The sequence below is a fragment of the Cohaesibacter sp. ES.047 genome (genome assembly GCF_900215505.1).
Classification (GTDB): Bacteria; Pseudomonadota; Alphaproteobacteria; order Rhizobiales; family Cohaesibacteraceae; genus Cohaesibacter.
The window spans coordinates 1,035,163-1,058,105 of the sequence record NZ_LT907844.1 but is presented as its reverse complement, the minus strand read 5'-3'; the positions used below and the strand labels follow the sequence as shown (position 1 = coordinate 1,058,105).

Below are 22,943 nucleotides of genomic sequence, written 5' to 3'. Positions count from 1 at the left end.
CTCTGCGAAACAAAAACGGTCTCGGGGCAAGAGCCTCGAGACCGCACATCAATCAAGGCTTACTTGATCCAGCCCTGTTCTTTGTAGTATTTCGCAGCGCCAGGATGCAGCGGAGCGGACAGACCAGCCGTCGCCATTTCTTCAGGCTTCAGGTTTGCGAAAGCGGGATGCAGTTTTTTGAACGCATCGAAGTTTTCGAAAACGGATTTGACCAGCGTGTAGACAGTGTCTTCAGACACAGCCGCAGACGTAACGAAGGTTGCGCCAACACCAAAGGTTTTGGTGTCTTCGTCATTGCCGCGATACATGCCGCCTGGAATGGTCGCGGACCGATAGTAGCTGTTGTCCGAGATCAGTTTGTCGACAGCAGGACCGTCAACGGTCACCAGAACGGAATCACAAGCCGTGGTAGCTTCCTGAATGGAACCGGACGGATGGCCGACGGTGTAGACCATGGCATCGATCTGGTTGTCGCACAGAGCCGCAGATTGTTCTGCAGCTTTCAGCTCGGTTGCAAGAGTGAAGTCATCCATGCTCCAGCCAAGAGCATCCATGAGAACTTCCATGGTGCCGCGCTGACCGGACCCGGGGTTGCCGATGTTGACGCGTTTGCCTTTGAGGTCCTGGAAGTTTTTCACGCCGGAGTCGGCACGAGCCACAACGGTGAACGGCTCAGGGTGCACGGAGAAAACGGCACGCAGCTCTTTGAACGGACCTTTGTCTTCAAACTTGGAGGTGCCGTTGTAGGCATGATACTGCCAGTCAGACTGTGCAACGCCAAATTCCAGCTCGCCTTCGCGAATGGTGTTGATGTTGTAGACGGACCCACCAGTGGATTCAACGGAGCAGCGAACGCCGTGGTCCTTGCGACCCTTGTTGACCAGACGGCAGATAGCGCCGCCAGTCGGGTAGTAAACGCCGGTTACACCGCCGGTACCGATCGTAATGAACTCCTCTGCAAAAGCAGCCGGTGAAAAGGCCACCGTCGCAGCAAGCGCAGTTGCAGTGAGTGTCAGTTTTTTGAGCATTTTTTTCTCCCAGTTTAGCAAGAAAGTTAACAGCTTTTGTTTAGTCCCAGAATTCACCCAACCGGTGATTGCGGGTTTCGATGTTTTCAATCCGATCGCGCGCTAACGTTCCCGTTCGCGCCACCAGCATTCCTACCAATGTTTCAATTAGCACAAGTGTGGCTGCATAAGAAGAAAAGAATTGCGGGCTCTCGGTCGAAACAATGAAATGAGCGGAGGCATGTTCCAGAGCCGGACAGGAATGCCGATCCGTGATAACGATGACGTAAGCACCTGACTCTGAAGCCATTTCTGCGGCAAGTATCGCACGGCGCGCATAGGGACGCTTGGTCAGGATGATCACCGCATCCTCCTTGCCAAGCCCTACGAAGGCAGAACTGATGGACTCCCCCATACGGCCCGCCACTTTCCAGTTCGAGGTGAAATAGCGAGCAAGATAGGCAAAGTATTCTATCAGGCCTGTTGAGCTGAACGCACCGAACAACAGAACCTCACGCGCAGCAGTCAAATGGTTAACAACCGCATTGAGACGGTCGCGGTCCAGATCCTGACCAAGCTTTGATATATTTTCGAGACTTGCCGAAAGTTGCCGCTCGATGAACGGCATGCATGTGCCGTCCTCTTCCTCACTCGACAGCAGTTCAGCGCGCTGAGCAAAGGACATGGCCTGTCGCCCCAGCGCGTCGCGGCACATATCGCGCATGCGTTCATAACTGGAAAAGCCAAGGGCCTGAGACAATCTTGAAAAGGTTGCCGGGGCAAGTCCGGCGTTGCTGGCAACAGTGCGCAGGGAATGGGTCGCGACTTCGATCTCATGCTCGACGATATAGTCCGCAGCTTGCCTGAGACGCTCGCTCAGCTCGCCATATTGGCCCGCAATCCGGTCCTGTATCGTAGAAGTTCCCAGCATGCCCACGCCTCTTTGCGGGTGCCCCTTTTTGGGGTTCTACCCTGACCTATAAAATTCCAATTGTTTTACTCTAAGTCAATACTTGAAACATATGTTTCGATACTGCTAGAGTTCCATCCGAACAGTCCGTTTCTGAGCGGCGCAACCTCCGGAAATCAAACGTTTCACTATAGGCAATTTCATGTCACATTTGTTTCCACGTCATACCAAAGCCCTCCCCCCGACCATTGACCATGGAGAAGGCGTCTATTTATTTGATGTCAATGGCAAAAAATACCTCGATGGATCGGGTGGCGCAGCGGTCTCGTGCCTTGGTCACAGCGACCCTGATGTCCTCAAGGCAATCCACGAACAGATCGAAGTCATCCCCTTTGCTCATACAGGATTTTTCACCTCCAAGCCCGCCGAAGCCCTCGCTGACAAGCTGATCGCCCACGCGCCGGAGGGGCTTGATCGCGTCTATCTCGTATCGGGTGGGTCCGAGGCGGTGGAAGCAGGCATCAAGCTTGCACGACAATATTTCATCGAGATCGGCGAGCCGCAGCGGCACCGCATCATCGCCCGCCGCCAGAGCTATCATGGCAACACGCTTGGTGCCCTGTCTGCAGGCGGCAACATGTGGCGGCGCAAACCCTTTGCCCCCTTGATGATCGAGACCAGCCATATCAGTCCCTGCTACGAATATCGTGATCGCCAGCCCGGCGAGAGTGCGTTTGACTATGGCCAACGGGTTGCCAATGAACTCGAAGCGGAAATAAACCGCATCGGCGCTGATGAAGTCATGGCCTTTATTGCAGAGCCGGTGGTAGGCGCAACCTCTGGTGCGCTGGCCCCTGTCGAGGGCTACTTCAAACGCATTCGCGAGATTTGCGACAAATACGGCATTCTGCTCATTCTCGATGAAGTCATGTGCGGTATGGGCCGCACCGGAACATTGTTCGCCTGCGAGCAGGATGGCATTTCGCCGGACATCCTGACCATCGCCAAGGGACTTGGCGCTGGCTATCAGCCCATTGGGGCGATGCTCTGCACAGGTGCCATCTACAAGGCAATCGAGGACGGAAGCGGCTTCTTCCATCATGGCCACACCTATATCGGCCACCCCACGGCAAGCGCCGCAGCCCTTGCTGTGCTGACTAAGCTCACCGATGGCTGCCTTGCCGAACGCAGCCACGCAATGGGCATCAAATTGCGCGCCGCGCTCAACGAAGCCTTTGGCCAGCATTCCCATGTGGGCGACATCCGCGGACGCGGCCTGTTCATCGGCATCGAGATCGTCGAGGACCGGGAAACCAAAAAGCCCTTCGATCCCTCCCGCGCCATTGCCAAAGCCCTCAAGAAGGCGACCTTCGAAGCGGGGCTTATCTGCTATCCCATGAGCGGCACCATTGATGGCGGCAACGGCGATCACATCCTGCTCGCTCCGGCTTTCATCATCGAAGATGAGCACATCGCAGAAATCGTCGCCAAACTCAAAACCGCGTTCGATCAGGTGCTGCCTTGAGCAACCAAGATTACAGCGCCCTGCCCAAAATCATGGTCGCGCCCAACGGGGCGCGGCGCACCAAGGCCGACCATCCGGCTCTGCCTGTCACCATCGCCGAAACCGTCGAGGACGCGCGCGCCTGCTGGCAGGCCGGGGCCGACGGCATCCATGCCCATGTGCGGGATGCTGAGCAAAGGCACTGCCTTGATGCTGGTCTCTACCGCGAGCTGCTTGCCGAGCTGGCCCGCGCCGTCCCAGACATGCAGGCCCAGATCACCACAGAGGCCGTTGGCCTGTATAGCCCGGAGCAACAACGCAAACTGGTGCGAGACGTTCAGCCGCGTGCCGTCTCCATCGCGATCCGCGAAATGCTGAGCGAGGGAGAACTCCCAGACATAGCGCGCTTTTATCACGAACAGCGGGATCATGATGTCGCCATTCAGCACATCCTCTACTCCGAGACTGATATCGACTGGCTGGCCGATCTGTGCAGCCGCAATATTGTGCCAAGGTCCAGGCTGCAGTTCCTGTTCGTACTGGGACGCTACACCGCCGGCCAGCAATCCTCCCCGGAAGATCTTGATCCCTTCATGGCAGCGCTCGAACGCCTCGAAAACCATCTTGATGTCAGAGCGGATTGGGCCTGTTGCGCCTTTGGTCAGGGCGAGACCGATTGCCTTCTTGACGCGATGCGGCGCGGCGGAAAGGTGCGGATCGGGTTTGAGAACAACCTTCACCATTCAGATGGCCGCATTGCGCACGCTAATGCGGAGCGGATCGCGCAGCTGATCGCCGCGATGAAGGCCTGAAAAGGTTTCCGGCAAGGTTTTGCTAACCCTGAGGTCAGAAAGAGGACGCCCCTGTCCAAAGCCTAGGATTTGGCAAAGTTTTCCGCCCTAGAATGGTGCCTGCAAACCAACCGAAGCGCAGCACCGGACCGGCATGAAATCCTTCGCTCCATACCGATTCTTGGCCATATTGGCAGTTTTCCTCAGTTGCGCCATCGCAAGTGACAATGGGCTTTTCTACTATCTCGATCACTTTCTGGCCGAGAAGCGCATGCTGCTGGATAAAAAACCGGCATCCGGGCGCATCGCCCTGCTTGAAATCGACAACAAAAGCCTCACTGAAATCGGCACATGGCCCTGGAAGCGCTCCGTCTATGGCGAAATCATCGAAAAGACCTTCGCCGCGGGGGCAGAAGAGCTGGCTTTCGACATCGATTTCAGCGCCTCCTCCTCGCCCGAAGAAGACAAGGCCTTCGGGCAAGCATTGATCAACGCCGAAGGTCCTGTGACGCTCGCAATGTTTCAGCAGCACAACACCGCTGACATGAGCTCCGCAGAGGTTAAAACCAATCGTCCCATCGCAGCCCTTGAGGAAAACGCCTGGCTCGCAACAGTCAACATCCTTGCCGACGCGGATGGGGTCGTCCGCAACTTCCCGTTTGCTCAGGAAGTGGACGGCGCGGCTTACCCGTCGCTCTCCAGTCTTTTGGGCGGGGTCAATTCCATCGTTCCGGGCACCTTCATCGTCGATTATGGCATGGACCCCGACACCATTCCGACCTTTTCGGTCATTGACCTTTTGAAAGGTCAATTGCCTCAGGGCGCTCTTGATCAGCGCAAGGTTCTGGTCGGCGCAGGCGCTGTCGAGCTACGCGATATGATGACGGTTCCGGCTCTGGGCATGATCTCGGGGCCGAAAATGCAGATTCTGGCCGCAGAAAATCTGATCAATGGTCGCGCTATGAGCATGGCTCCGTCCTTCTGGACGTCGCTCATGTCGGCGTTTGCCCTCATACCCATCCTCTTTCTCACGCTCAGCCGGCGCGTCAATTCCTATTGGAAGTACGCAGGGCTCATCGGCCTCTCCTTATGCCTAGAGGTGGTCAGCTTCGTCATCTATCTCATTGAGCCGGTTCTCCTGCCAACGGCCATGATGCAGGCGCAGATCATCGGCTCGGCCATTGTTCTGACCCTGTTTGAAATCCGCTTCAAGGACCTGCTTCTCAGCCTGTCCCAACGCAGAAACGCAAGCATCTCGGCTTTCTTGCAAACGATCATCAAGGACAGCTTTTCCGGGATTGTCATCATCACGGAACAGGGACGCATTCTGGAAATCAGCGAGCAGGCCAAGGCCATCCTCCACCGGCTTGGCTATGAGCCAGAAGACGGCCTCTTCATCGATGACTGCATGCCGCTCGAAATGATCGATGTGCTGAATAAGGCACCGATATATTTGGATCTGAACGAACGGGATGAAGCCCTCAAAACCCTTGAGATCGGCGAAGGTGACGACTGTCGATATTTGGAATATTCCATCACCCCATCCGTCGTGACGACCAATCAGGACGAACATACGCGCGACCGGCATGTGATCACGATGATGTTCAACGATATCACCAATGCACACAAGGAGCAGCTGCGGCTGGAATATCTCGCGGACCATGATCCCGTGACGGACCTGCTCAACCAATCCGGCTTCTGCACCGCGGTCGACGAGCGGTTACGAACCCGGCGACAGGGCGATGCACGGGACAACAAAGTGCTTGTCTTCGCCTGTCAGGGCAGCCGCATGCAAAAGATCACGCAATCGCTCGGGCCCGGATATCTGGACGAACTGATGCGCAAGGTCGGTGCCAATCTCGCCCGATTGGAAGGCTTTGAGGTCGTTGGCTGCGCCGATCAGAAGACATTCCTGCTCTGCGCCTTTGGTGCCACGAGCGATCAGGCCGCCCGGTTGGCAACAGCCATTCGCGCCAGCAGTGTCGAGGCACGTTATTCAGTGCGTGGCCACGACGTCACGATCGGTTGCCACATTGGTGTCGCTGACCTGCATCAGAGCGGCATCAACACGGAAGACCTGGTCAGGGCCGCAACAGTGGCTCTGCTGCGCTCAAAGGAAACGGGAGCCGGCCACCTGCTCTACACATCCGATCTCGCCGCTGACGTGCTGCATCGGCGCGAGCTCGAAGGCGAGATCATAGGTGCCCTCGATCGCAGCGAATTCGAGCTGTACTACCAGCCGCAAGTCAACCTCAGAACCGGGGTCACGATCGGCTGCGAGGCCCTGATCCGCTGGAACCATGCCGACCTTGGGTCAATTCGTCCTGATATCTTCATTCCGATTGTCGAGGAGAATGGCATGATCGTTGAACTCGGGCGCTGGATCCTCGAAAGCGCCTGTCGTGATGCCATGACATGGCCCGAGGACGTCACCGTGGCGGTCAACGTCTCGGCGGTCCAGTTCACCCGGTCCAATATCCTTGACGACATCCGAACAGCCCTTGCACAATCCGGTCTTGCGAAGGATCGTCTTCATATCGAAATCACAGAATCCCTTTTCATCGCCGCCCCCGATGCCGTCATTACCCAGCTCAATGCCATCCGGGAAGAAGGCATCAAAATTGCGCTGGATGATTTCGGCACCGGCTATTCGTCGCTGAGCTACATCCACCAGTTCCCGCTCGACAAGATCAAGATCGACCGGGCCTTCGTCAAGGACCTGCCCCGGTCCCTTGATTCCCTCGCCATCATCAATGCGATAGTCGCGCTGGCACGCGGGTTCGACATCACAGTGGTCGCCGAGGGCATGGAAACCGAAGCGCAGGCCGAGGCGGTCAAGATCGCTGGCTGCCAGATCGGCCAGGGCTTTTTCTTTGGCAAACCGATGACCAACGATGACTTCACCGTCCACTTGTTCGATCAGCAGCATACACCCGCCGCGATCAACGTCGGCTGATCCCAAAAAGAATGGCCAGCAACCAAGGGTGCTGACCATGCCATGATCTTCATAAACGTGAGACGGTTTCAGGCACCGCGCCGATGCCCGGCGATCTCACTTTTTGCCAATCTTGATGGCTTTGCCTTTCTTGTAGGACTCCCATGCTGCCATGGCGAGTTCCTGAGCCCTGAGACCATCGATATGGTCCGGATAGTGCTCTTGCTCCTGCCCGGCCACAAGCCGACAGAAGGTCTGCAGCTCTTTCTTGTAGGCCAGTGCATAACGCTCCATGAAGAAATCGAGCAGCGGGTCACTGCGGTATCCTTCGTGGTTGGCAATCGTCACAGCCGTGCCGCGCAAGTTGTTGGCGCGCACCATGCCTTTCGATCCATGCACCTCGACGCGCTGGTCATAGCCATAGCTCGACCGGCGGCTGTTGGTGATCACGGCAATCTTGCCCGACTTGGACTTGAGGGTCACCGCGACGGTATCCAGATCACCGATTTTGCCGATTTCCGGATCCGTCAGCACCGAACCGGTGGCATAGACTTCGTCGATTTCATCATCCAGCACATAGCGCGCCATGTCGAAGTCGAGGATCATCATGTCGACGAAAATACCGCCCGATGTCTTGAGATAGTCGATCGAGGGAGCGGAAGGGTCGCGAGAGGTGATCTGCACCAGCTCAACTTCACCCACTTCACCATTCAGGATGTTGCGCTTGACCGCATCGAAGTTGGTGTCGAACCGGCGGTTAAAGCCCATCATCGCAATGACACCGGCCTTTTCGATTGCCTCTACGCACTCACGCACCTTGCTCAGGTTCATGTCGATCGGCTTTTCACAGAAGATGTGCTTGCCACCATTGGCGGCTTCCAAAATCTGCTCGGCATGATGATCGGTCGAAGAGGCGATAATCACGGCATCGATATCCGGATCGTCGACAATTTCCATGGTTGTGGCGCGGGCAGCCCCGGTCATTGCCTGTACCCATGCGGCAGCCTCGTCGCGCGGATCATGAACAGCGACAATCTCCACCTTGTCAAGATCACTCACTGCTCTTGCGTGCATTTGGCCAATGCGGCCGGCTCCCAGTAGACCGATACGGATCATATTATTTTCTCCAATGCGTACGTACAAATGGTGCGATAGCGTCGCTGCCATCCATGCAGCCAATCATTGCATATCCACCACGACCCGGCACCTATCCTCATAAACGGCCCACAGACCGACAGGACTTCACCTTTAGTCTCACCTCATTTGCACCAAACGCCGCTGTCAGTCAAATTCGTCGCACTTAAATTCCAATCAGACAGGTGGACAAGATGTCACACCCGATGTGAAAAAGGCGCTATTCAAGCGCATTTTTCAACCATATCCAAGAGCAGATCATCTGCCCAACCATCCACGCCGAACCCCTCGACAAAACCGCAATGCCCACCATAGGGGCGCACCTCAAGCGTCAGCCCGTCGAGGTCTGGCAGCAGCGCACTGGTGGCAACCGGAATGATCGGATCATCCCGAACCATAACCACATGACAGGGAGCATCCATTTGGCTAAGATTCTCCGCTGTCAGGGCATAGGCCCGAAAGTAGCTCGCGGCATCAGGATGCTCGGAAAAGCGGGGGATGAAGTCCTCGTGCATGGCATAGATGTCGTGATGTTGCAAAAGGGCCTCATGGGCGCGCAGATCTTCGAAACAGGCCATCTTATTGCGAAACGACTTTTGCCACTTGGCCGTGAAATAGCGATTGTAGACCGAATAGGAACGGATTGAACGCGCGGCGGCCTCCGGATCAATCGGAGGCGAAAAGGCCAAGGCCCCATCAAGCGGGATGGACCACGACCCGCTTACAGCTGCCGCCCGAACAACAAAATTGGCACCCAGCGAATAGCCGCAAAGATAAGTGCGTTCATGAGGAAAGCGCAGATTGATCTGTTCGAGCGCCTCCATCACCTCGTCCAGCCGGATCGCAAGAAAGGGTTCGGCATTGAGATGATGGGTCGGGCCGTGATCTCTCAGATGCAGACGAAAGATCGAATGCCCCTCAGCTTCAAGCCGGATCGCAGCCGACTGCAGATAGATCGACCAGGCAGTGCCCTCCCAGCCGTGGATCAGCGTGATGAGGGACTTTCCCGGGTCGCGACCGGGTGTATAGACACCGTGCAGCCGCACGCCATTTGAACAATCAAGCAAAACCTCATGGCTTCTGGCATTCATTGCCTTGGCGCGGTGTCGGATCAACCACTTACGCGGTCCGTGATTGGCAAGGATCGTGTTCACATGGGCATTGCTGAAGGGAAAGGTCGGTCTTCTGGTCATGGCACTCTAGAAAATCAAAGAAAAGGGCACCCGGCAAGACCGGATGCCCCCTTATACGCTGATACTGATGCGACCGATCAGCCGATGATCTCGTTCAGCGTTTCGCTTGCACGCATCACCGCTGTTTTTTTGCCGCTGTCGGGATGATAGTAGCCACCGATATCGGCAGGAGCACCCTGAACAGCCGCCAGCTCGGAGAGGATCGCGGCTTCGTTGTCAACGAGGGCCGCAGCAATCGGCTCGAAGTGGGTGGCCAGTTCCGCATCATCAGTCTGCTTGGCGAGCGCATCGGCCCAATAGCGAGCAAACCAATAATGGCTGTCACGGTTGTCCGGCTCGCCAACCTTGCGCGATGGCGACTTGTTCTGATCAAGAATGCCCTGAGTTGCCACTTCGGCAGCAGCACCCAGAATCCCGGCCTTCTCATTGCCCTTGCTGTCCGCAAGGAACTTGAGGCTCTCGCCAAGGGCACAGAATTCACCCATGGAATCCCACCGCAAGTGGTTTTCCGCCACCAGCTGCTGCACATGTTTGGGAGCAGAGCCACCAGCCCCGGTCTCGAACAGGCCACCGCCATTCATCAGCTGGACGATGGAGAGCATCTTGGCAGAGGTGCCCAGCTCAAGGATCGGGAACAGGTCGGTGAGATAGTCACGCAACACATTGCCGGTGATGGCGATGCTGTCTTTGCCTGCCGTGATGGTTTCAAGCGACTGGCGGGTCGCCTCGCGCGGTGCCATGATCTGGAATTTGTCTGCAACACCGGCTGCATCAAGCGCCGGGGTGACATACTTGATCAGTTCCGCATCATGGGCGCGGTTGGCATCGAGCCAGAAGATCGCTTCGGTCCCGGTCAGGCGCTGACGGACAATCGCCAGCTGGATCCAGTTTTCAATCGGAGCCTTGTTCACGGTGCAGGCACGCCAGATATCGCCACCCTCTACAGCTTGTTCATGCAAGATCTCGCCATTGGCCAGAACGATGCGGATCGAACCATCGGCAGGCGCTTCGAACGTGGTCGGGTGGGAGCCATATTCTTCGGCCTTCTGGGCCATCAGGCCAACGTTGGCAACGGCCCCGGCAGTCGCCGGATTGAGCGCCCCGTTTTCCTTGAAGAAGTTGATGGATTCGTCATAGATCGTTGCATAGCAATTGTCTGGAATAACGCAGTTGACGTCGCCCTTGGCACCGTTCGCATCCCAGCCCTTACCGCCAGCACGAATGAGCGCAGGCATGGAGGCATCGATGATCACATCGGACGGTACATGCAGGTTGGTGATGCCCTTGTCGCTATCCACCATATAGATCGCCGGGCGCTCTGCTTCAATCGCTGCGATATCAGCCTTGATATCGGCTGCGTTTGGCAAGGATTCGATACGTGCGAGCACATCGCCCATGCCGGAATTGGCACTGACACCGGCAGCAGCCAGAGCGTCACCATATTTCTCGAAGATCGGAGCCATCCACGCCTTGACCGCATGGCCAAAGATGATCGGATCGGACACCTTCATCATCGTCGCCTTCATGTGAAGGGAGAACATGATGCCGTCCTGTTTGGTCTTCTCGATTTCGTCTGAGAGGAAAGCAGAGAGCGCCTTAGCGGACATGTAGGTCGCGTCGGTCACGGTGCCTTCACCCAGCTTCCAGCCGTCCTTGAGAACGGTCACAGAGCCGTCCTTGGCCACGAACTCGATCTTGGCAGCGCCAGCCTGAGCCGCCGTGATGGTGGCGGATTTCTCATTGGCATAAAAATCGTCGCCCGGCATGGACGAAACATGCGTCTTGCTGTCCTTGGCCCATTTGCCCATGGAATGCGGATTCTTCTGCGCGAAATTCTTCACCGCCTTGGCCGCGCGACGATCAGAGTTGCCCTCGCGCAGAACCGGGTTCACGGCAGAGCCCTTGATGGTATCGTAACGGGCGCGGATTTCTTTTTCCTCGTTCGTTTTCGGCTCTTCGGGGTAGGCAGGCAGATCATAGCCTTGTGCCTGCAACTCGGAGATGGCGGCAACAAGCTGCGGAACAGAAGCTGACACGTTTGGCAGCTTGATGACATTGGCGTCCGGCGTCTTTACCAACTCCCCCAATTCGGCCAGATCATCGCTCTGGCGTTGTTCTGCGGTCAGCTTCTCGGGGAACGTGGCGATGATACGGCCAGCAAGAGAGATATCCTTGGTTCCGACCTCGATATCGGCGGCCGCTGCAAAGGAGCGGACGATCGGAAGAAGCGACGCGCTCGCAAGCTCGGGTGCTTCATCCACGATCGTGTAGATGATGTCAGGGGTAGATTGATCGGCCATGTGTTTACCTTTCCGGTTCCCGAATTCCGAATACCCGGCGTCCAACCAACTGGATGCGGGCGTCTTTGCAGCGATGCTGCCAAGCCCCGTATCAACAATCACCTGAAGAGGCGATCAGACGCGGGTGTGTGTAAGTGTATCTGTGCCCTGAAAACCTGCAGATCAATCAAACGATCCGCTTTCAGAGATCAAGCCGCTCGGCCCCCAAAATCGAAGCAAAGAGCAGCTGTTGCGAGCGCACTATGCGAAATCGACCATGGACATTCAAGCAAGGACTGCAAGGAAAGTCCGCGCTGACCAGAAAATTCAACGGTTTCCGCTCGCTGCAGTGTCTTTAGTCCTGAGACGACCCCATTGAAATAGAACATCTGTCGCATGAACCGGCGGGTATCCAGACAACCGTCAAGTTGCGAAAAACGCATCTCACATTCAGCAGATTTGTATCAAGACAAGCCTTCAGCACAGATTTTTAATCTATGTTGCTCAAATATCAATACCAGATCAAACTGAATTCTTGAGTTTCATTTTGAACAATTGTGAAATTCAGAAAAATCACGAACCGAAAATCAAGATGACATCTAACTATCATAAAAAAAATCACGTCAAATTCAGTACTTCCCAGCATCGTCCAATTACGAATACGAGAGAGAAAATTAATATCTCGAATTTACTTCATACCATGAAATAAAAATCCTAAACGCAAACTTGCAATACAAATTTAACAACTAGCCATTAAAAATGAATATATCTTTCTCCGCACAGCCCGTGATGATGGACAAAAGACCATGACATTCTCTCGTATGATGATTACAACAAAAATGCTGGTCGCCAGCATTGCAACCCTGACGATAGTTCTGGCCATTGGCATTGCCGTCATTGCCTGGCAGAGTTCATCGATCACCCAGAACCTGTCTCTTGAGCAAGCAAGATCGATTGCCAAAAGAGAAGCTGCCGAAGTCAAGAACACTCTGGAATACGGGTTGGTTTCCGCCTCAAACATGACCCATGCTCTCGCGGCCCTCAAGGAACAAAAAGATGTATCCCGCGAGGTATGGACAGCCATTCTGCAAAAAACCCTTCAGAACAACAATAAGCTGTCCGGAACATGGGGTGCAGTCATCGGCGACAAACTCGACGGCAAGGACGGGAAATTTATAAACACCGAGCATCATGATGCCAGTGGCATCTGGCGCCCGTACTTCTTCCGCAATCCAAACGGGTCCATCGGTTTTCGCACGATCTCGGACATGGACACAAAATCGGAAGGAGAGCTGGCTTGGTTCTATGGCGCCTATAACAGCGGCAAGCCCTACATGACCGATCCCTACAGCTGGGATATGGGCGGACGCACTGTGGTGGGGGTCTCGATCGGCATTCCCATCAAGGACGGCTCCGGAGACACGATTGGTGTGGCCGGCACAGACCTCATCCTCACAGATCTTTCCGAAATGCTCGCCAGTGAAAAGCCACTTGGCACCGGTTCGGTTCATCTCCTTTCAAAAAGCGGCAAATGGGTTGCCCATCACGATCAATCCCTGTTGGGCAAGGACTGGGCCGAACAACGCGCCTCTGCCGATCTGGAACATAAGAGCGCGGTGCTCAATGCGGTCAAGTCCGCATCCCCTTACAGCTACGAGGGCCATTCGAACACGCTGGGCGAAGACGTTGTCCGGATCATCGAACCGGTCACCTTCGGTGACACGGGGCAAGCCATGGCTCTGGTCATCAACGTCCCCATCAAGACCCTGTCGGCGGATAGCCAACATATCCTCAACGCTGTCCTGCTGGTCGGTTTGGTTCTGATGCTGGCAACTGGAGGCGCCTTGTTCATTGTCGGCAGGTCCGTCATCAGTCGGCCACTGACAACGACGATCGAAAGCATCCGTGCACTGGTCAATCGCGATTACAATGTCAAACTGAGCTACCTTGACCGTCAGGATGAAATCGGACAGATCAACCAGGCTCTGGAAGTCTTCCGTGACAGCTCCCAAAAGGCCGAACAGCTCAGCCATGAACAGGAACAGGAACAACGCGAACAGATCAAAAGGGCTGAACAGGTCAACACGTTGGCCCACGAATTCGACAAGCAGATCAGCGGCCTGCTACAAACCGTTGCCCGCTCCGTCGATGAGTTGACCAGCGCATCGATCACCTTGACCAATGGTGCCGATGACACCTCCAAACGCTCCAACGCCGTTGCGGCAGCCTCAGAGGAAGCAACGACCAACGTCGAGACGGTTGCCTCTGCAGCGGAAGAATTGTTCTCATCGGTCAACGAGATCGACCGTCAGGTCGGCCAGTCGAACCAGATCGCCGAGAACGCGGTCACGCAGGCCCTTCATACCAACGAGAAGATCGAGGGCCTGTCGACCGCAGCCAATCGCATCGGCGAAGTCGTCAGCCTGATCACGGACATCGCGGAACAGACCAACCTGCTGGCGCTCAACGCCACCATCGAGGCAGCCCGCGCCGGAGAAGCCGGCAAGGGCTTTGCTGTGGTTGCTGCCGAAGTCAAGGAACTGGCCAACCAGACATCCAAGGCGACCGACGAGATTTCACAGCAAATTCAGGCAGTCCAGTCCGAAACCAATGGCGCTGTGAACGCGATCAAGGCGATCACCGATACCATCGAACAGATGAACCAGATCGCCACGGCGATTTCCGAAGCGGTGCAACAGCAAGGTCTCGCGACGAAGGAAATCGCGCAGAACATTCAGGAAGCCTCCACCGGCACCAAGGAAGTCTCCAACAACATCGTCGGGGTTTCCAATTCGGCCAACGAGACCGGATCGGCAGCCCGCATGGTGAATCAGTCTGCATCCAACCTGAAGGTCGAGGCCGACAGCCTCAGCCATGACGTTCAGAAGTTTCTCGCGGACATCCGGAATACCGTCAGCGCCGCTTGATCCTTCAAAACGGCCTGTAGACGTGCAATCAGTGAAAAAGCCGCTCTTTGGAGCGGCTTTTTTGTATCCCAAGGCATGATAGCGTCAAAACGAGGCTCTCCGGTTGTCATGGATCGAGATCGACCAGAATGCGCATTCCGCAAGGATTAATGTGACAACACGTCAACAACAAGAACCCGTCCTTGGGCGGGTTTTCTCGTTGCCACCAACAGCCAAACATGCAAGGGAAGAGTTTCCAGCCAACCGGCCGCGAACCTGTCAGGCTAAACCAGCCTTGAAACGCCGCCTCAACCTGTCAGAAAGGCTCAATTCATGAGCGAGCTGCCCCCCTGCCCCCAATGCAACAGCGCCTACACCTATGAAGACGGCGCCCTTTTGATCTGCCCTGAATGTGCCCACGAATGGTCCGCCACAAGCGCCGCAGAAGAAGCCGAAGCCTCGGTGGTTCGCGACGCCAACGGCACGCCTCTCGCTGATGGCGACACCGTCACCGTGATCAAGGATCTCAAGATCAAGGGCACCAGCGATGTTGTCAAAGTCGGGACAAAAGTGAAGAATATCCGTATCGTCGATGGGGACCACGACATTGACTGCCGGATCCCGGGCATCGGCTCGATGGGCCTGAAATCGGAATTCGTCAGGAAAGTCAGCGAATAGGCCCGATCAACACCGGCTGAGAATGAGGATAGGCATGAAATACACCGCGGCGCACTGGGGCAGCTATGAAATCCACGGCGAGGACATCAAACCCCTCTCTGACGATCCAGCCCCTTCACGCATCGGCAAAGGCTGGGTGTCGGCAAGCCGCGATCGTCAAAGCCGTATCCTCAAGCCCGCCGTGCGCCGCGGCTGGCTGGATGGCGATGAGGGTGCGCGCCGCTGTGATGACAAATTTGTCGAAGTCTCTTGGGACAAGGCCGCCAACCTCGTGGCCGAAGAAATAGCGCGCGTAAGCCAGTCCCATGGCAATGGAGCAATCTATGCCGGCTCCTATGGATGGGCCAGTGCCGGACGCCTCCACCATGCCCAGAGCCAGATGAAACGCTTGCTCAATCTCACTGGCGGCTTCGTCACCGCTCGCAACACCTATTCCCATGCGGCTGGTGAAGTGATCATGCCGCACATCACGGGCCTTTCTCAGGGGGCTTTACAGCAGACATCGACCAGTTGGTCACTGCTGGCCAGACACTGCACCCTGCTCGTGTCCTTTGGTGGCCTGTCGGGGCGCAACAGCCAGACATCCTCCTCGGGAACCCTCAAGCATGAAACGGAAAGTTGGCTCGCCAGCATGAATGCCCGCAAGGTGAATGTCTCGCCGCGCAACAGCGACATGTCCGATGCTGACTGGCTGTCTATCCGTCCGGGCACCGATGTCGCCCTGATGCTCGCTCTGTGCCACACCTTGCTGGTCAACAATTGGCACAACGAGGCCTTCCTTGAGACTTACACCAGCGGCTGGCCGGTCCTGCGTGACTATCTGATGGGCATTCAGGATGGCATCGTCAAATCCGCCGGTTGGGCTGCCACCATCTGCGACATCGACGCGGTGGAAATCACAAGCCTTGCCGCCGACATGGCAAAAAGCGAAACCCTGATCAACGTCACATGGTCACTGCAGCGCGGCGATCATGGCGAGCAGGCGGTCTGGGCCGGACTGGCCCTGTCTACTTTGTTGGGACAGATCGGACGCCCCGGAACGGGCTTCGGCTTTGGCTATGGCTGCGTGGGCAATTTCGCCCGCCCCACCAAGCGCTTTGCATGGCCCGGCGTGCCGCAGGGCCAGAATGCCATCAAGGATTTCATACCTGTCGCCCGCATAGCAGACATGCTGCTCAATCCCGGTGGCGAGTATGATTACAATGGCGAGAAGCGCATCTATCCCGACATTCGCCTTGTCATCTGGTCCGGCGGCAATCCCTACCACCACCATCAGGACCTCAAGCGGCTGTCGAACGCGTGGAAACGGCCCGAAACCGTCATTGTCTGCGACCACAGCTGGACGGCGACGGCGCGGCGCGGGGACATCATATTGCCTGCAACGACCCCGCTTGAGCGCGCCGATATCATGATGAACAAGTCCGAACCGGCCCTGATCTACATGAGCCCGCTGTTCGCCACCATGGGCGAAGCCAAGGATGACCATGACGTCTGGCGTCTCGTCGCCAGCAAACTGGGTCTTGAGGATGTTTTCACCGAAGGCCGCAGCAAGGAGGACTGGCTGCGCTGGCTCTGGTCGGAAGCGCAGAAGATCGGCGCTGCCGATGGCCTCGAGCTTCCATCCTTTGAAACCTTCGTTGCCGAGGGTCGCTTCGACATCCCCGATGCTGAACAGGAACAGATCGCCTTTGAGGCCTTCATCAAGGATCCCAAAGCCAATCCGCTCGCAACCGAGAGCGGCAAGTTCACCCTGTTCAACGAAACCATCGCCAAGATGGATCTGATCGATTGCCCGGGTCTGCCAAGCTGGATGGAACCCGTCGAGAGCCTCATCTCGGCCCCCAAAGGCGCACTGCACCTCATTTCCGCTCAGCCCGATACGCGTCTGCACAGCCAGAACGACCGGGGCAGCGAAGCGCTCAGCGACAAGATCGAAGGGCGCGAATGCTGCCAGTTGCATCCGAAAACAGCCGTCAAGCGCGGCATCTCAGAGGGATCAATCGTCCGCATCCACAACAACCGCGGCGCAACCCTCGCAGGGGTCCGTTTCGATGCGGCCCTGAGGCAGGACTGCATCGCTCTGCCCACCGGAGCATGGTTTGACCCGGCGGTGATTGACGGGGAATGGATCGATCTGTCGGGCAACCCCAACGCGGTAACGCTCGATCAGGGCACGTCAGGACTGGCGCAAGGCAACATCGGCCACACGACGCTCGTCTTCGTCGAACCTTGGACGAAGGCTCTACCTCCGCTCTCGGTCAGCCACCCGCCAGAAATTGTCAGCGACTGACACTGCCCGGGCAAACAGGCAGACCCTAGCTTGGATGGTCTTGGATAGTCAAAAAGTCGGGAAATGGGCTCAAAGAGCGAGGGAGTGGCTTATGCCGCCATTGACCTGCAGCACTTCACCGGTCATGCCGCCGGACGCGTCACTGAGCAAAAACTCCACCGCACCGGCAACTTCTTCGGTCGTCACGGCGCGCTTGAGGAAAGACCGTCGGCTCAGCATCTCGTGAACCCGGCTGAAATCGGGCAACACGCGGGATGCAGGTGTCCGGACAGACCCGGACGAGACGATATTGGCGCGGATGCCCCGCTCTCCAAGCTCAGCCGCAACAATGCGGTTGGCATGTTCAAGCGCTGCCTTGGCAACACCAATGGCGTCATAGCCAGGCACGACCTTCTCACCACCAAGGAACGAAAGACCCACGATGGATTTGAGATTGGGATTGCGTTTGACCGCCTCGTTAACGACAGAGATATAGGAATAACAGCTGTCGAGCATCGTCTTGGAGAACTCTTCGCGGCTCGTCTCAAGCAGCCCCTTGGGGGACAAAACGCTTGATTTCGCGATGCAGAAAACCAGTCCGGTGACGTCATTGAGGTTATCAATATCGGCATAGGACTTGGTATAATCAAGCTCACGCACATCATGGCGTTGGGACACTTGCTCGAACTTGTCCTTGCGCCGGGTTGTCACCACGGTTTCCCAGCCATTGTCAGCGAGATGCTCAGCGATGCCGAAGCCGATCGAACGACGCGAGCTGACACCAACCACCAGAGCCTTGCCAACCGGATCAGGCACGTTGCCAGCGTCGACAACGGACTCTTCGATGGCCTCCGGCATGAGGTTCGAGATCACGGAAAGATTGTATCGCTTGTCAAGAAGAGAGCTGTATTTCAAGACGTGTCCTTGCCAACTCATCGCTGTTCAACCCGTTACTTTAAACCACGAAGATGCGTTTCCGGCATGGTTGCTGTGAAACTCGAAATCACTGCTGCCGGCACATCAACAAGGCCGTAGGACTTGGCGTTCACAAACATCAGAGTTTGTTCACCCTTTCCTATAAGATTATCCTTACTATCACGAATCTCATGCTTCAGTGTGACAAATTTTCTATTCAGTGCATCAACACGCACCTTCACAAGCAGCTCTTCGAACTCTCTGGTTTCCCGAATAAACTTGTGTGAAATGCTGCGAGTGAGGATATAAAACGGCGTTTCCTTGAGGTCGAACCCGGGCATGCAGCGCCGGAAAAACAACTCGCGAACCTTCCCTACCCAACTGATATAACTAGCGAAATAGACATTTCCGACAGAATTCGTATCGGAGTAGGTCGAGATCAGCTTGATGTTGAACCAGCGCTCGTCAAACCAGCCTTCGGTCCAGCTGAGCTTGGTCGGATCGGCGCTTTGTGGCCCCGTTTCTGTAACATTCTGGTGCGAAAGTTGATCGGCAAGCACCACGGCAGCGGCGCTTGAAGGCCCCCCAAGCGGTTGAGAAAGCTTCGAATCAACCATCAGGGGCGCCAATGCGTCCGCTCCGTCATCAGAGATCTGTTCAACCACCTCCGGACCACGCGGCAAAAGCGCCAAGAGGGCCACGAAGGGGGACAAGGCAACCAGCAAAGGCGCCTGACCAAGATATCCGGCAGCCAGAAGACACAGGGCCATCATCCCGAACAATCCCGCCTGAAACCCGTGCGCAGCCGACCGCCCAACAAGCAATTCGGAGACAAGGACCACCGAATAGGCAAGAAACAGCGACGCAAAGCACAGCATGTAATATTGCAGATCGACACCAGCAATCAGCCCGGTAGCCGCCAATCCGGCAGCAAGCACGAACAGCGGCGTTGAACTCTTGATCAGCCCTATCGGCAGGAAGGCCGCAAGAGGACCAAGCTTTTCAGCGGCCACTCGCTCCACGAGCCAGTTGAGCGCAAGGCGGCTGCTGTCGAGGGTCGCAAATAGCCCGACAAGACACCAAACGATCAGCGCCGCAATGACCACCGGATCGCCAAGACCGTGCACACTCTGAGCGACGAGTCCCCCGAGGTCCGAGCCGATCACACCCGGAGCAAGACCGCGAGCCAACTCTGGTTGAATGCCCAGCACCAGCGCGCCATTGGCGAGCAGCAGAATGAAAAAGACCAACCCAGCAAGCCCATAGCCCTTGGAAAGCGACAGACCGCGCTCCTCCATGGCCGCAGCCCGCTGCCATTGTTGCAAATCAAGCCAGGGGCCGAACAGCAGCCCCAGCGCAACAGGAGGCAAATAGGCCCAGAAGACCCCATCCTTGACCGCAAGACCGGACGTCATTTCGCCCGACCACGGCATAAAGCTCTGCAAGAGGATATAAGCGAGGACCATTACGAGAAGATAACCCGCATGCAGCCGGACAAGACCGGCCAGTGACATCCTGTCAGCCAGCGTCATAGCAGCGAGCAGCACGCAGACCATCAGCAACATGGGCGCCGGAACATCAAGCGGCACGAAAAGATAGCGCGCCAATGCAAACAGAGTGAGCGAGACGGCAAGAAACTGATACAGCATGAAGGGGCCGAAATAGCGGCTCGTCACACGTTCGGCCAGAGCGCGAAGTTTTGTCTTGTCCTTGCGGCGAGACAGGATGAAGCCAAAGGCCGCAAGGCCGCAAGCATTGGGAATGGCAAAGGCCAAAAGGCCTGCCACGCCATAGCTGGCCGTGAAGTGAAGCGAGAAGAACATCCCCAGCCCCCACAGCCACGCAATCGCACTTGATCCCGACCAGAAAAGAATGGACGTCATGTCACGCTCTCAAAAAACAAGGTTATTCTCCCTGAACGCTTTGAAGGAAGACCGGATCAACCAAAACGCTCAAACTCATTGGTTTGAACAGGCATCCGTCACCGCCAACCGATAACGGCCCGGCGCGACACACCTCAGATTCAAACCATGTAATCGTCACACGACTGTGACAGACGGTGCATTGATCCCCAGCCCACCCAAGAACAAAAAAGCACTGAGACAAGAATACGTTAAAACGGGTCAACACCTCAATGAAAGGCAACGCCAGAGATCAGGAACCAGACTGGCTCCGCAAGAGACGCGCATCCAATGTGACACGCTTCTGACCGCTTTCACGCGGCTCAGTCTACACACTTCCCAGACAATGACACCTCCCAAAGGCGCTATATCCACGTGTGTGAGGCCGTACGTCATAAAAACGCCGGCTAAAGCGGGCAAAGAAGCCCTTTTCAATCATGCATCACTTGCTTTCATGCAGAGAGCTGATCGAAGTCGACAGACTAAAATTGGCGTCTTCCAGCTTCTTGAGCTCTTCGGTCGTGATGTCCACCGCCGCCTGCAATTGCTCTTCACTATGCTCAGCTGTGATAAAGAAGCGCAACCGCGCCTCATTCATTGGCACTGCCGGATAGGTAATCGGGAAGGCATAGATGCCGCGCTCCAGCAGATTGTTGCTCAGCTTCACCGCCCGAAGGCTGTCGCCGACAATCACGGGCACCACACAAAAGCCCTGGCTGAGGCCGGTGTTCAAGCCAGCAGCCTTTGCTGCCTTGAGGAAATATTGGCCATTGGACTGTAGCTTTTCAACCCGCCACGGCTCCCGCTGCATGATTTCGATTGACTTGGAGCCGGCGACACAAAGCGGAGCGGAAAGTCCGACGCTGTACATGAACCCGGACGCAAAGAACTTCAGCACATCGATGAGCGCCTGATTGCCACAGATATAACCGCCGCAGCCGCTCATGGTTTTGCTCATGGTGCCCATCCAGATGTCGATCTTCTTGGGATCGACATTCTGCTCTTCGAACAGCCCCCAACCCGTCGCCCCGAGGATGCCCAGCGAGTGAGCCTCATCAACCATCAACCACGCACCGAAGCGTTCCTTGATGTCAACGAGTCGCGCCAGATCGGGCGTATCGCCATCCATGGAATAGAGCCCCTCGACAACGATCATCACCCGGTCATGCTTGTCGCGGGTTTCGGAAATGATCCGCTCGAGATCGTCAAAATCATTATGCTTGAACGAGCGGCGGGTCGCACCGGACAGTTTGCAGCCCGTGGTCACCGAATTGTGGCTGAAGGCATCAAACAGAACCAGATCCGACGCTCCAAGCAAGTCACCGATCGTTGAGACATTCGTTGCGTGACCAGACACGAACACCAGAGCCGCTTCGCTTTCGTAAAGCTCGGACAACTGCTGTTCCAACATCCCATGAAACGGGCGTTCACCCGACGTGGGGCGAGAGCCGGACACGGATGTCCCGAAGGTGTCAATCGCCTCTTTGGCTGCCGCATGCACTTCATCAAGCCCGTTGAGGCCGAGATAGTCATAGGAGGCAAAGTTGATCATCTCGCGACCATCGACAAGTGTCGTCGCGCCAGCACGCCCTTCATGAACAAGGAAATAGGGATCCCGGGTCTGCAGCAATTCCGCCATATCACGCTGCACCTTGATCTGCTGATAAAGCTCAAGGGTCTTGAAATCGGTTTTGGCGGGATCGACCTTGGAACGCACGCTCCGTTTGGATGCTGCCTTGGCGGGAGACTTCTTGGCCATGGATCGTGACATGTTGAGAATGGCATCGCGATCAACGGGCGACTTTTTCATGAAGGGCTCCAGTTCAGCACCAAATAGCGTGGACACACTGTTAGACATAAGTCTGCAGTCTGCAACGGACATCGCCAGTTACCGTTAAAGCCACGAACAGTCAAGACCCCAAGAGCGCGAAGTGATCAAAGGATCACCAGACATCCGATCTTCAGACGCGTTATACGGCCTGACGCAAATCAGACAATTTGCTCTTCATGCCTTCCACGTCATCATCTCCGCCAACATGCTGATGGATGAGCGTTTCTTCGGTAAAGCTGAGACCTTTGTCCGCTCCCTTGCGAATGCGCTGAACCACACTTCCTGCGATATCCTCAATGGTCGTGCCATCGGCAATTGCACCCATCGGAATTTCGATATCCAGCTTTTGCTGGGCTGCCGAACGCAACTCCATGCCCATCAGGCTATCCATGCCAATATCGGACAGTGACCGATTGAGCTGAACTTCCTCGACCGGCATGCGGAAAATGGCTGCAACTTCCTGAGCCAGAATCTTGGCAATCTCCGTCCGGGCCGTCACATCATCCAGCCCGTCAATCAGACTGGCAACATCCACCGCCTGCTGATCCCGGTTGGAAGATTGTGCCGCCTCGCGGGCGAGCAATTCATAGGCCGGGGTCTTGAGAACCGCGAGGTTGTCACGGGCAAAGCCCCAGTTCATCGGCGCGATGGTAATCGTCGCAGGCTGTGCGTCGGCTGGCTGATCGGCAA

At 56.2% G+C, this 22,943-nt stretch carries 15 protein-coding genes; 6 read left to right on the top strand and 9 right to left on the bottom strand.

Features of this window, described 5'->3' with window-relative positions:
* Window positions 1-59: 59 nt before the first annotated feature.
* The gene (locus CPH65_RS04670; RefSeq protein ID WP_096172347.1) at window positions 60-1,028 is read right to left on the bottom strand and encodes a TAXI family TRAP transporter solute-binding subunit; all 969 of its coding nucleotides are present in this window, start codon (window positions 1,026-1,028) and stop codon (window positions 60-62) included.
* A gap of 40 nt (window positions 1,029-1,068) precedes the next feature.
* A complete protein-coding gene (locus CPH65_RS04665) occupies window positions 1,069-1,938 on the bottom strand; it encodes a MurR/RpiR family transcriptional regulator (protein ID WP_096172346.1) in 870 nt (289 codons plus the stop codon).
* Window positions 1,939-2,119: 181 nt separating this feature from the next.
* Between CPH65_RS04665 and CPH65_RS04660 the strand changes: the two genes are divergently transcribed.
* From CPH65_RS04660 to CPH65_RS04650, 3 genes are all read left to right on the top strand, one after another.
* Complete coding sequence (locus tag CPH65_RS04660; protein WP_096172345.1) at window positions 2,120-3,442, top strand: aspartate aminotransferase family protein; 1,323 nt, start codon at window positions 2,120-2,122, stop codon at window positions 3,440-3,442.
* Window positions 3,439-4,233, top strand: coding sequence for a 3-keto-5-aminohexanoate cleavage protein (locus CPH65_RS04655; RefSeq protein ID WP_244574539.1), 795 nt, complete (start codon window positions 3,439-3,441; stop codon window positions 4,231-4,233). Before CPH65_RS04660 ends, CPH65_RS04655 begins: the two co-directional genes overlap by 4 nt.
* 160 nt (window positions 4,234-4,393) lie before the next feature.
* Window positions 4,394-7,168 (top strand): EAL domain-containing protein, encoded by a 2,775-nt coding sequence (locus tag CPH65_RS04650; RefSeq protein WP_172891452.1) that lies wholly within the window; start codon window positions 4,394-4,396, stop codon window positions 7,166-7,168.
* A gap of 96 nt (window positions 7,169-7,264) precedes the next feature.
* Here the strand turns inward: CPH65_RS04650 and iolG are convergent, their stop codons facing one another.
* From iolG to CPH65_RS04635, 3 genes are all read right to left on the bottom strand, one after another.
* Window positions 7,265-8,263, bottom strand: coding sequence for an inositol 2-dehydrogenase (gene iolG / locus CPH65_RS04645; RefSeq protein ID WP_096172343.1), 999 nt, complete (start codon window positions 8,261-8,263; stop codon window positions 7,265-7,267).
* Between the two features lie 242 nt (window positions 8,264-8,505).
* Window positions 8,506-9,474 (bottom strand): YheT family hydrolase, encoded by a 969-nt coding sequence (locus tag CPH65_RS04640; RefSeq protein WP_096172342.1) that lies wholly within the window; start codon window positions 9,472-9,474, stop codon window positions 8,506-8,508.
* Between the two features lie 77 nt (window positions 9,475-9,551).
* Window positions 9,552-11,774 carry an NADP-dependent isocitrate dehydrogenase gene (locus tag CPH65_RS04635; protein WP_096172341.1) on the bottom strand — a complete coding sequence of 741 codons (2,223 nt, stop codon included), beginning with the start codon at window positions 11,772-11,774 and terminating at the stop codon, window positions 9,552-9,554.
* A gap of 785 nt (window positions 11,775-12,559) precedes the next feature.
* Here CPH65_RS04635 and CPH65_RS04625 point away from each other — a divergent pair.
* The 3 genes from CPH65_RS04625 (at window position 12,560) to CPH65_RS04615 (ending at window position 17,627) form a co-directional block, all read left to right on the top strand.
* On the top strand, window positions 12,560-14,680 hold the full coding sequence (locus tag CPH65_RS04625; RefSeq protein ID WP_096172339.1) for a methyl-accepting chemotaxis protein: 2,121 nt from the start codon (window positions 12,560-12,562) through the stop codon (window positions 14,678-14,680).
* A 312-nt stretch (window positions 14,681-14,992) separates the two neighbouring features.
* Window positions 14,993-15,337, top strand: a complete 345-nt coding sequence (locus CPH65_RS04620) for a zinc ribbon domain-containing protein YjdM (RefSeq protein ID WP_096172338.1) — start codon at window positions 14,993-14,995, stop codon at window positions 15,335-15,337.
* Between the two features lie 34 nt (window positions 15,338-15,371).
* A complete protein-coding gene (locus CPH65_RS04615; RefSeq protein WP_197703960.1) occupies window positions 15,372-17,627 on the top strand; it encodes a molybdopterin-dependent oxidoreductase in 2,256 nt (751 codons plus the stop codon).
* Window positions 17,628-17,696: 69 nt separating this feature from the next.
* On the opposite strand, the gene CPH65_RS04610 is transcribed toward CPH65_RS04615, so the two are convergent.
* The 4 genes from CPH65_RS04610 to CPH65_RS24820 form a co-directional block, all read right to left on the bottom strand.
* Complete coding sequence (locus tag CPH65_RS04610; protein WP_157747503.1) at window positions 17,697-18,521, bottom strand: enoyl-ACP reductase; 825 nt, start codon at window positions 18,519-18,521, stop codon at window positions 17,697-17,699.
* A 35-nt stretch (window positions 18,522-18,556) separates the two neighbouring features.
* Window positions 18,557-20,404: a thioesterase family protein gene (locus tag CPH65_RS04605; RefSeq protein ID WP_096172335.1), complete on the bottom strand. Its 1,848-nt coding sequence runs from the start codon at window positions 20,402-20,404 to the stop codon at window positions 18,557-18,559.
* 460 nt (window positions 20,405-20,864) lie between these two features.
* Window positions 20,865-22,232, bottom strand: coding sequence for an aminotransferase class I/II-fold pyridoxal phosphate-dependent enzyme (locus CPH65_RS04600; protein ID WP_157747502.1), 1,368 nt, complete (start codon window positions 22,230-22,232; stop codon window positions 20,865-20,867).
* A gap of 160 nt (window positions 22,233-22,392) precedes the next feature.
* Entirely contained in the window at window positions 22,393-22,893 is a 501-nt protein-coding gene (locus CPH65_RS24820; protein WP_256385219.1) for an acyl carrier protein, read from the bottom strand.
* Between the last annotated feature and the right edge of the window lie 50 nt (window positions 22,894-22,943).

What these genes read in the sequence shown, in the direction of transcription:
- CPH65_RS04615 (WP_197703960.1), top strand. Translation starts at nt 15,372, where the DNA reads ATGAAATACACCGCGGCGCACTGGGGCAGCTATGAAATCCACGGCGAG.
- CPH65_RS04670 (WP_096172347.1), bottom strand. Translation starts at nt 1,028, where the DNA reads ATGCTCAAAAAACTGACACTCACTGCAACTGCGCTTGCTGCGACGGTG.
- CPH65_RS04605 (WP_096172335.1), bottom strand. Translation starts at nt 20,404, where the DNA reads ATGACGTCCATTCTTTTCTGGTCGGGATCAAGTGCGATTGCGTGGCTG.
- CPH65_RS04640 (WP_096172342.1), bottom strand. Translation starts at nt 9,474, where the DNA reads ATGACCAGAAGACCGACCTTTCCCTTCAGCAATGCCCATGTGAACACG.
- CPH65_RS04665 (WP_096172346.1), bottom strand. Translation starts at nt 1,938, where the DNA reads ATGCTGGGAACTTCTACGATACAGGACCGGATTGCGGGCCAATATGGC.
- CPH65_RS04660 (WP_096172345.1), top strand. Translation starts at nt 2,120, where the DNA reads ATGTCACATTTGTTTCCACGTCATACCAAAGCCCTCCCCCCGACCATT.
- CPH65_RS24820 (WP_256385219.1), bottom strand. Translation starts at nt 22,893, where the DNA reads ATGAACTGGGGCTTTGCCCGTGACAACCTCGCGGTTCTCAAGACCCCG.
- CPH65_RS04625 (WP_096172339.1), top strand. Translation starts at nt 12,560, where the DNA reads ATGACATTCTCTCGTATGATGATTACAACAAAAATGCTGGTCGCCAGC.
- CPH65_RS04635 (WP_096172341.1), bottom strand. Translation starts at nt 11,774, where the DNA reads ATGGCCGATCAATCTACCCCTGACATCATCTACACGATCGTGGATGAA.
- CPH65_RS04600 (WP_157747502.1), bottom strand. Translation starts at nt 22,232, where the DNA reads ATGAAAAAGTCGCCCGTTGATCGCGATGCCATTCTCAACATGTCACGA.
- CPH65_RS04620 (WP_096172338.1), top strand. Translation starts at nt 14,993, where the DNA reads ATGAGCGAGCTGCCCCCCTGCCCCCAATGCAACAGCGCCTACACCTAT.
- iolG (WP_096172343.1), bottom strand. Translation starts at nt 8,263, where the DNA reads ATGATCCGTATCGGTCTACTGGGAGCCGGCCGCATTGGCCAAATGCAC.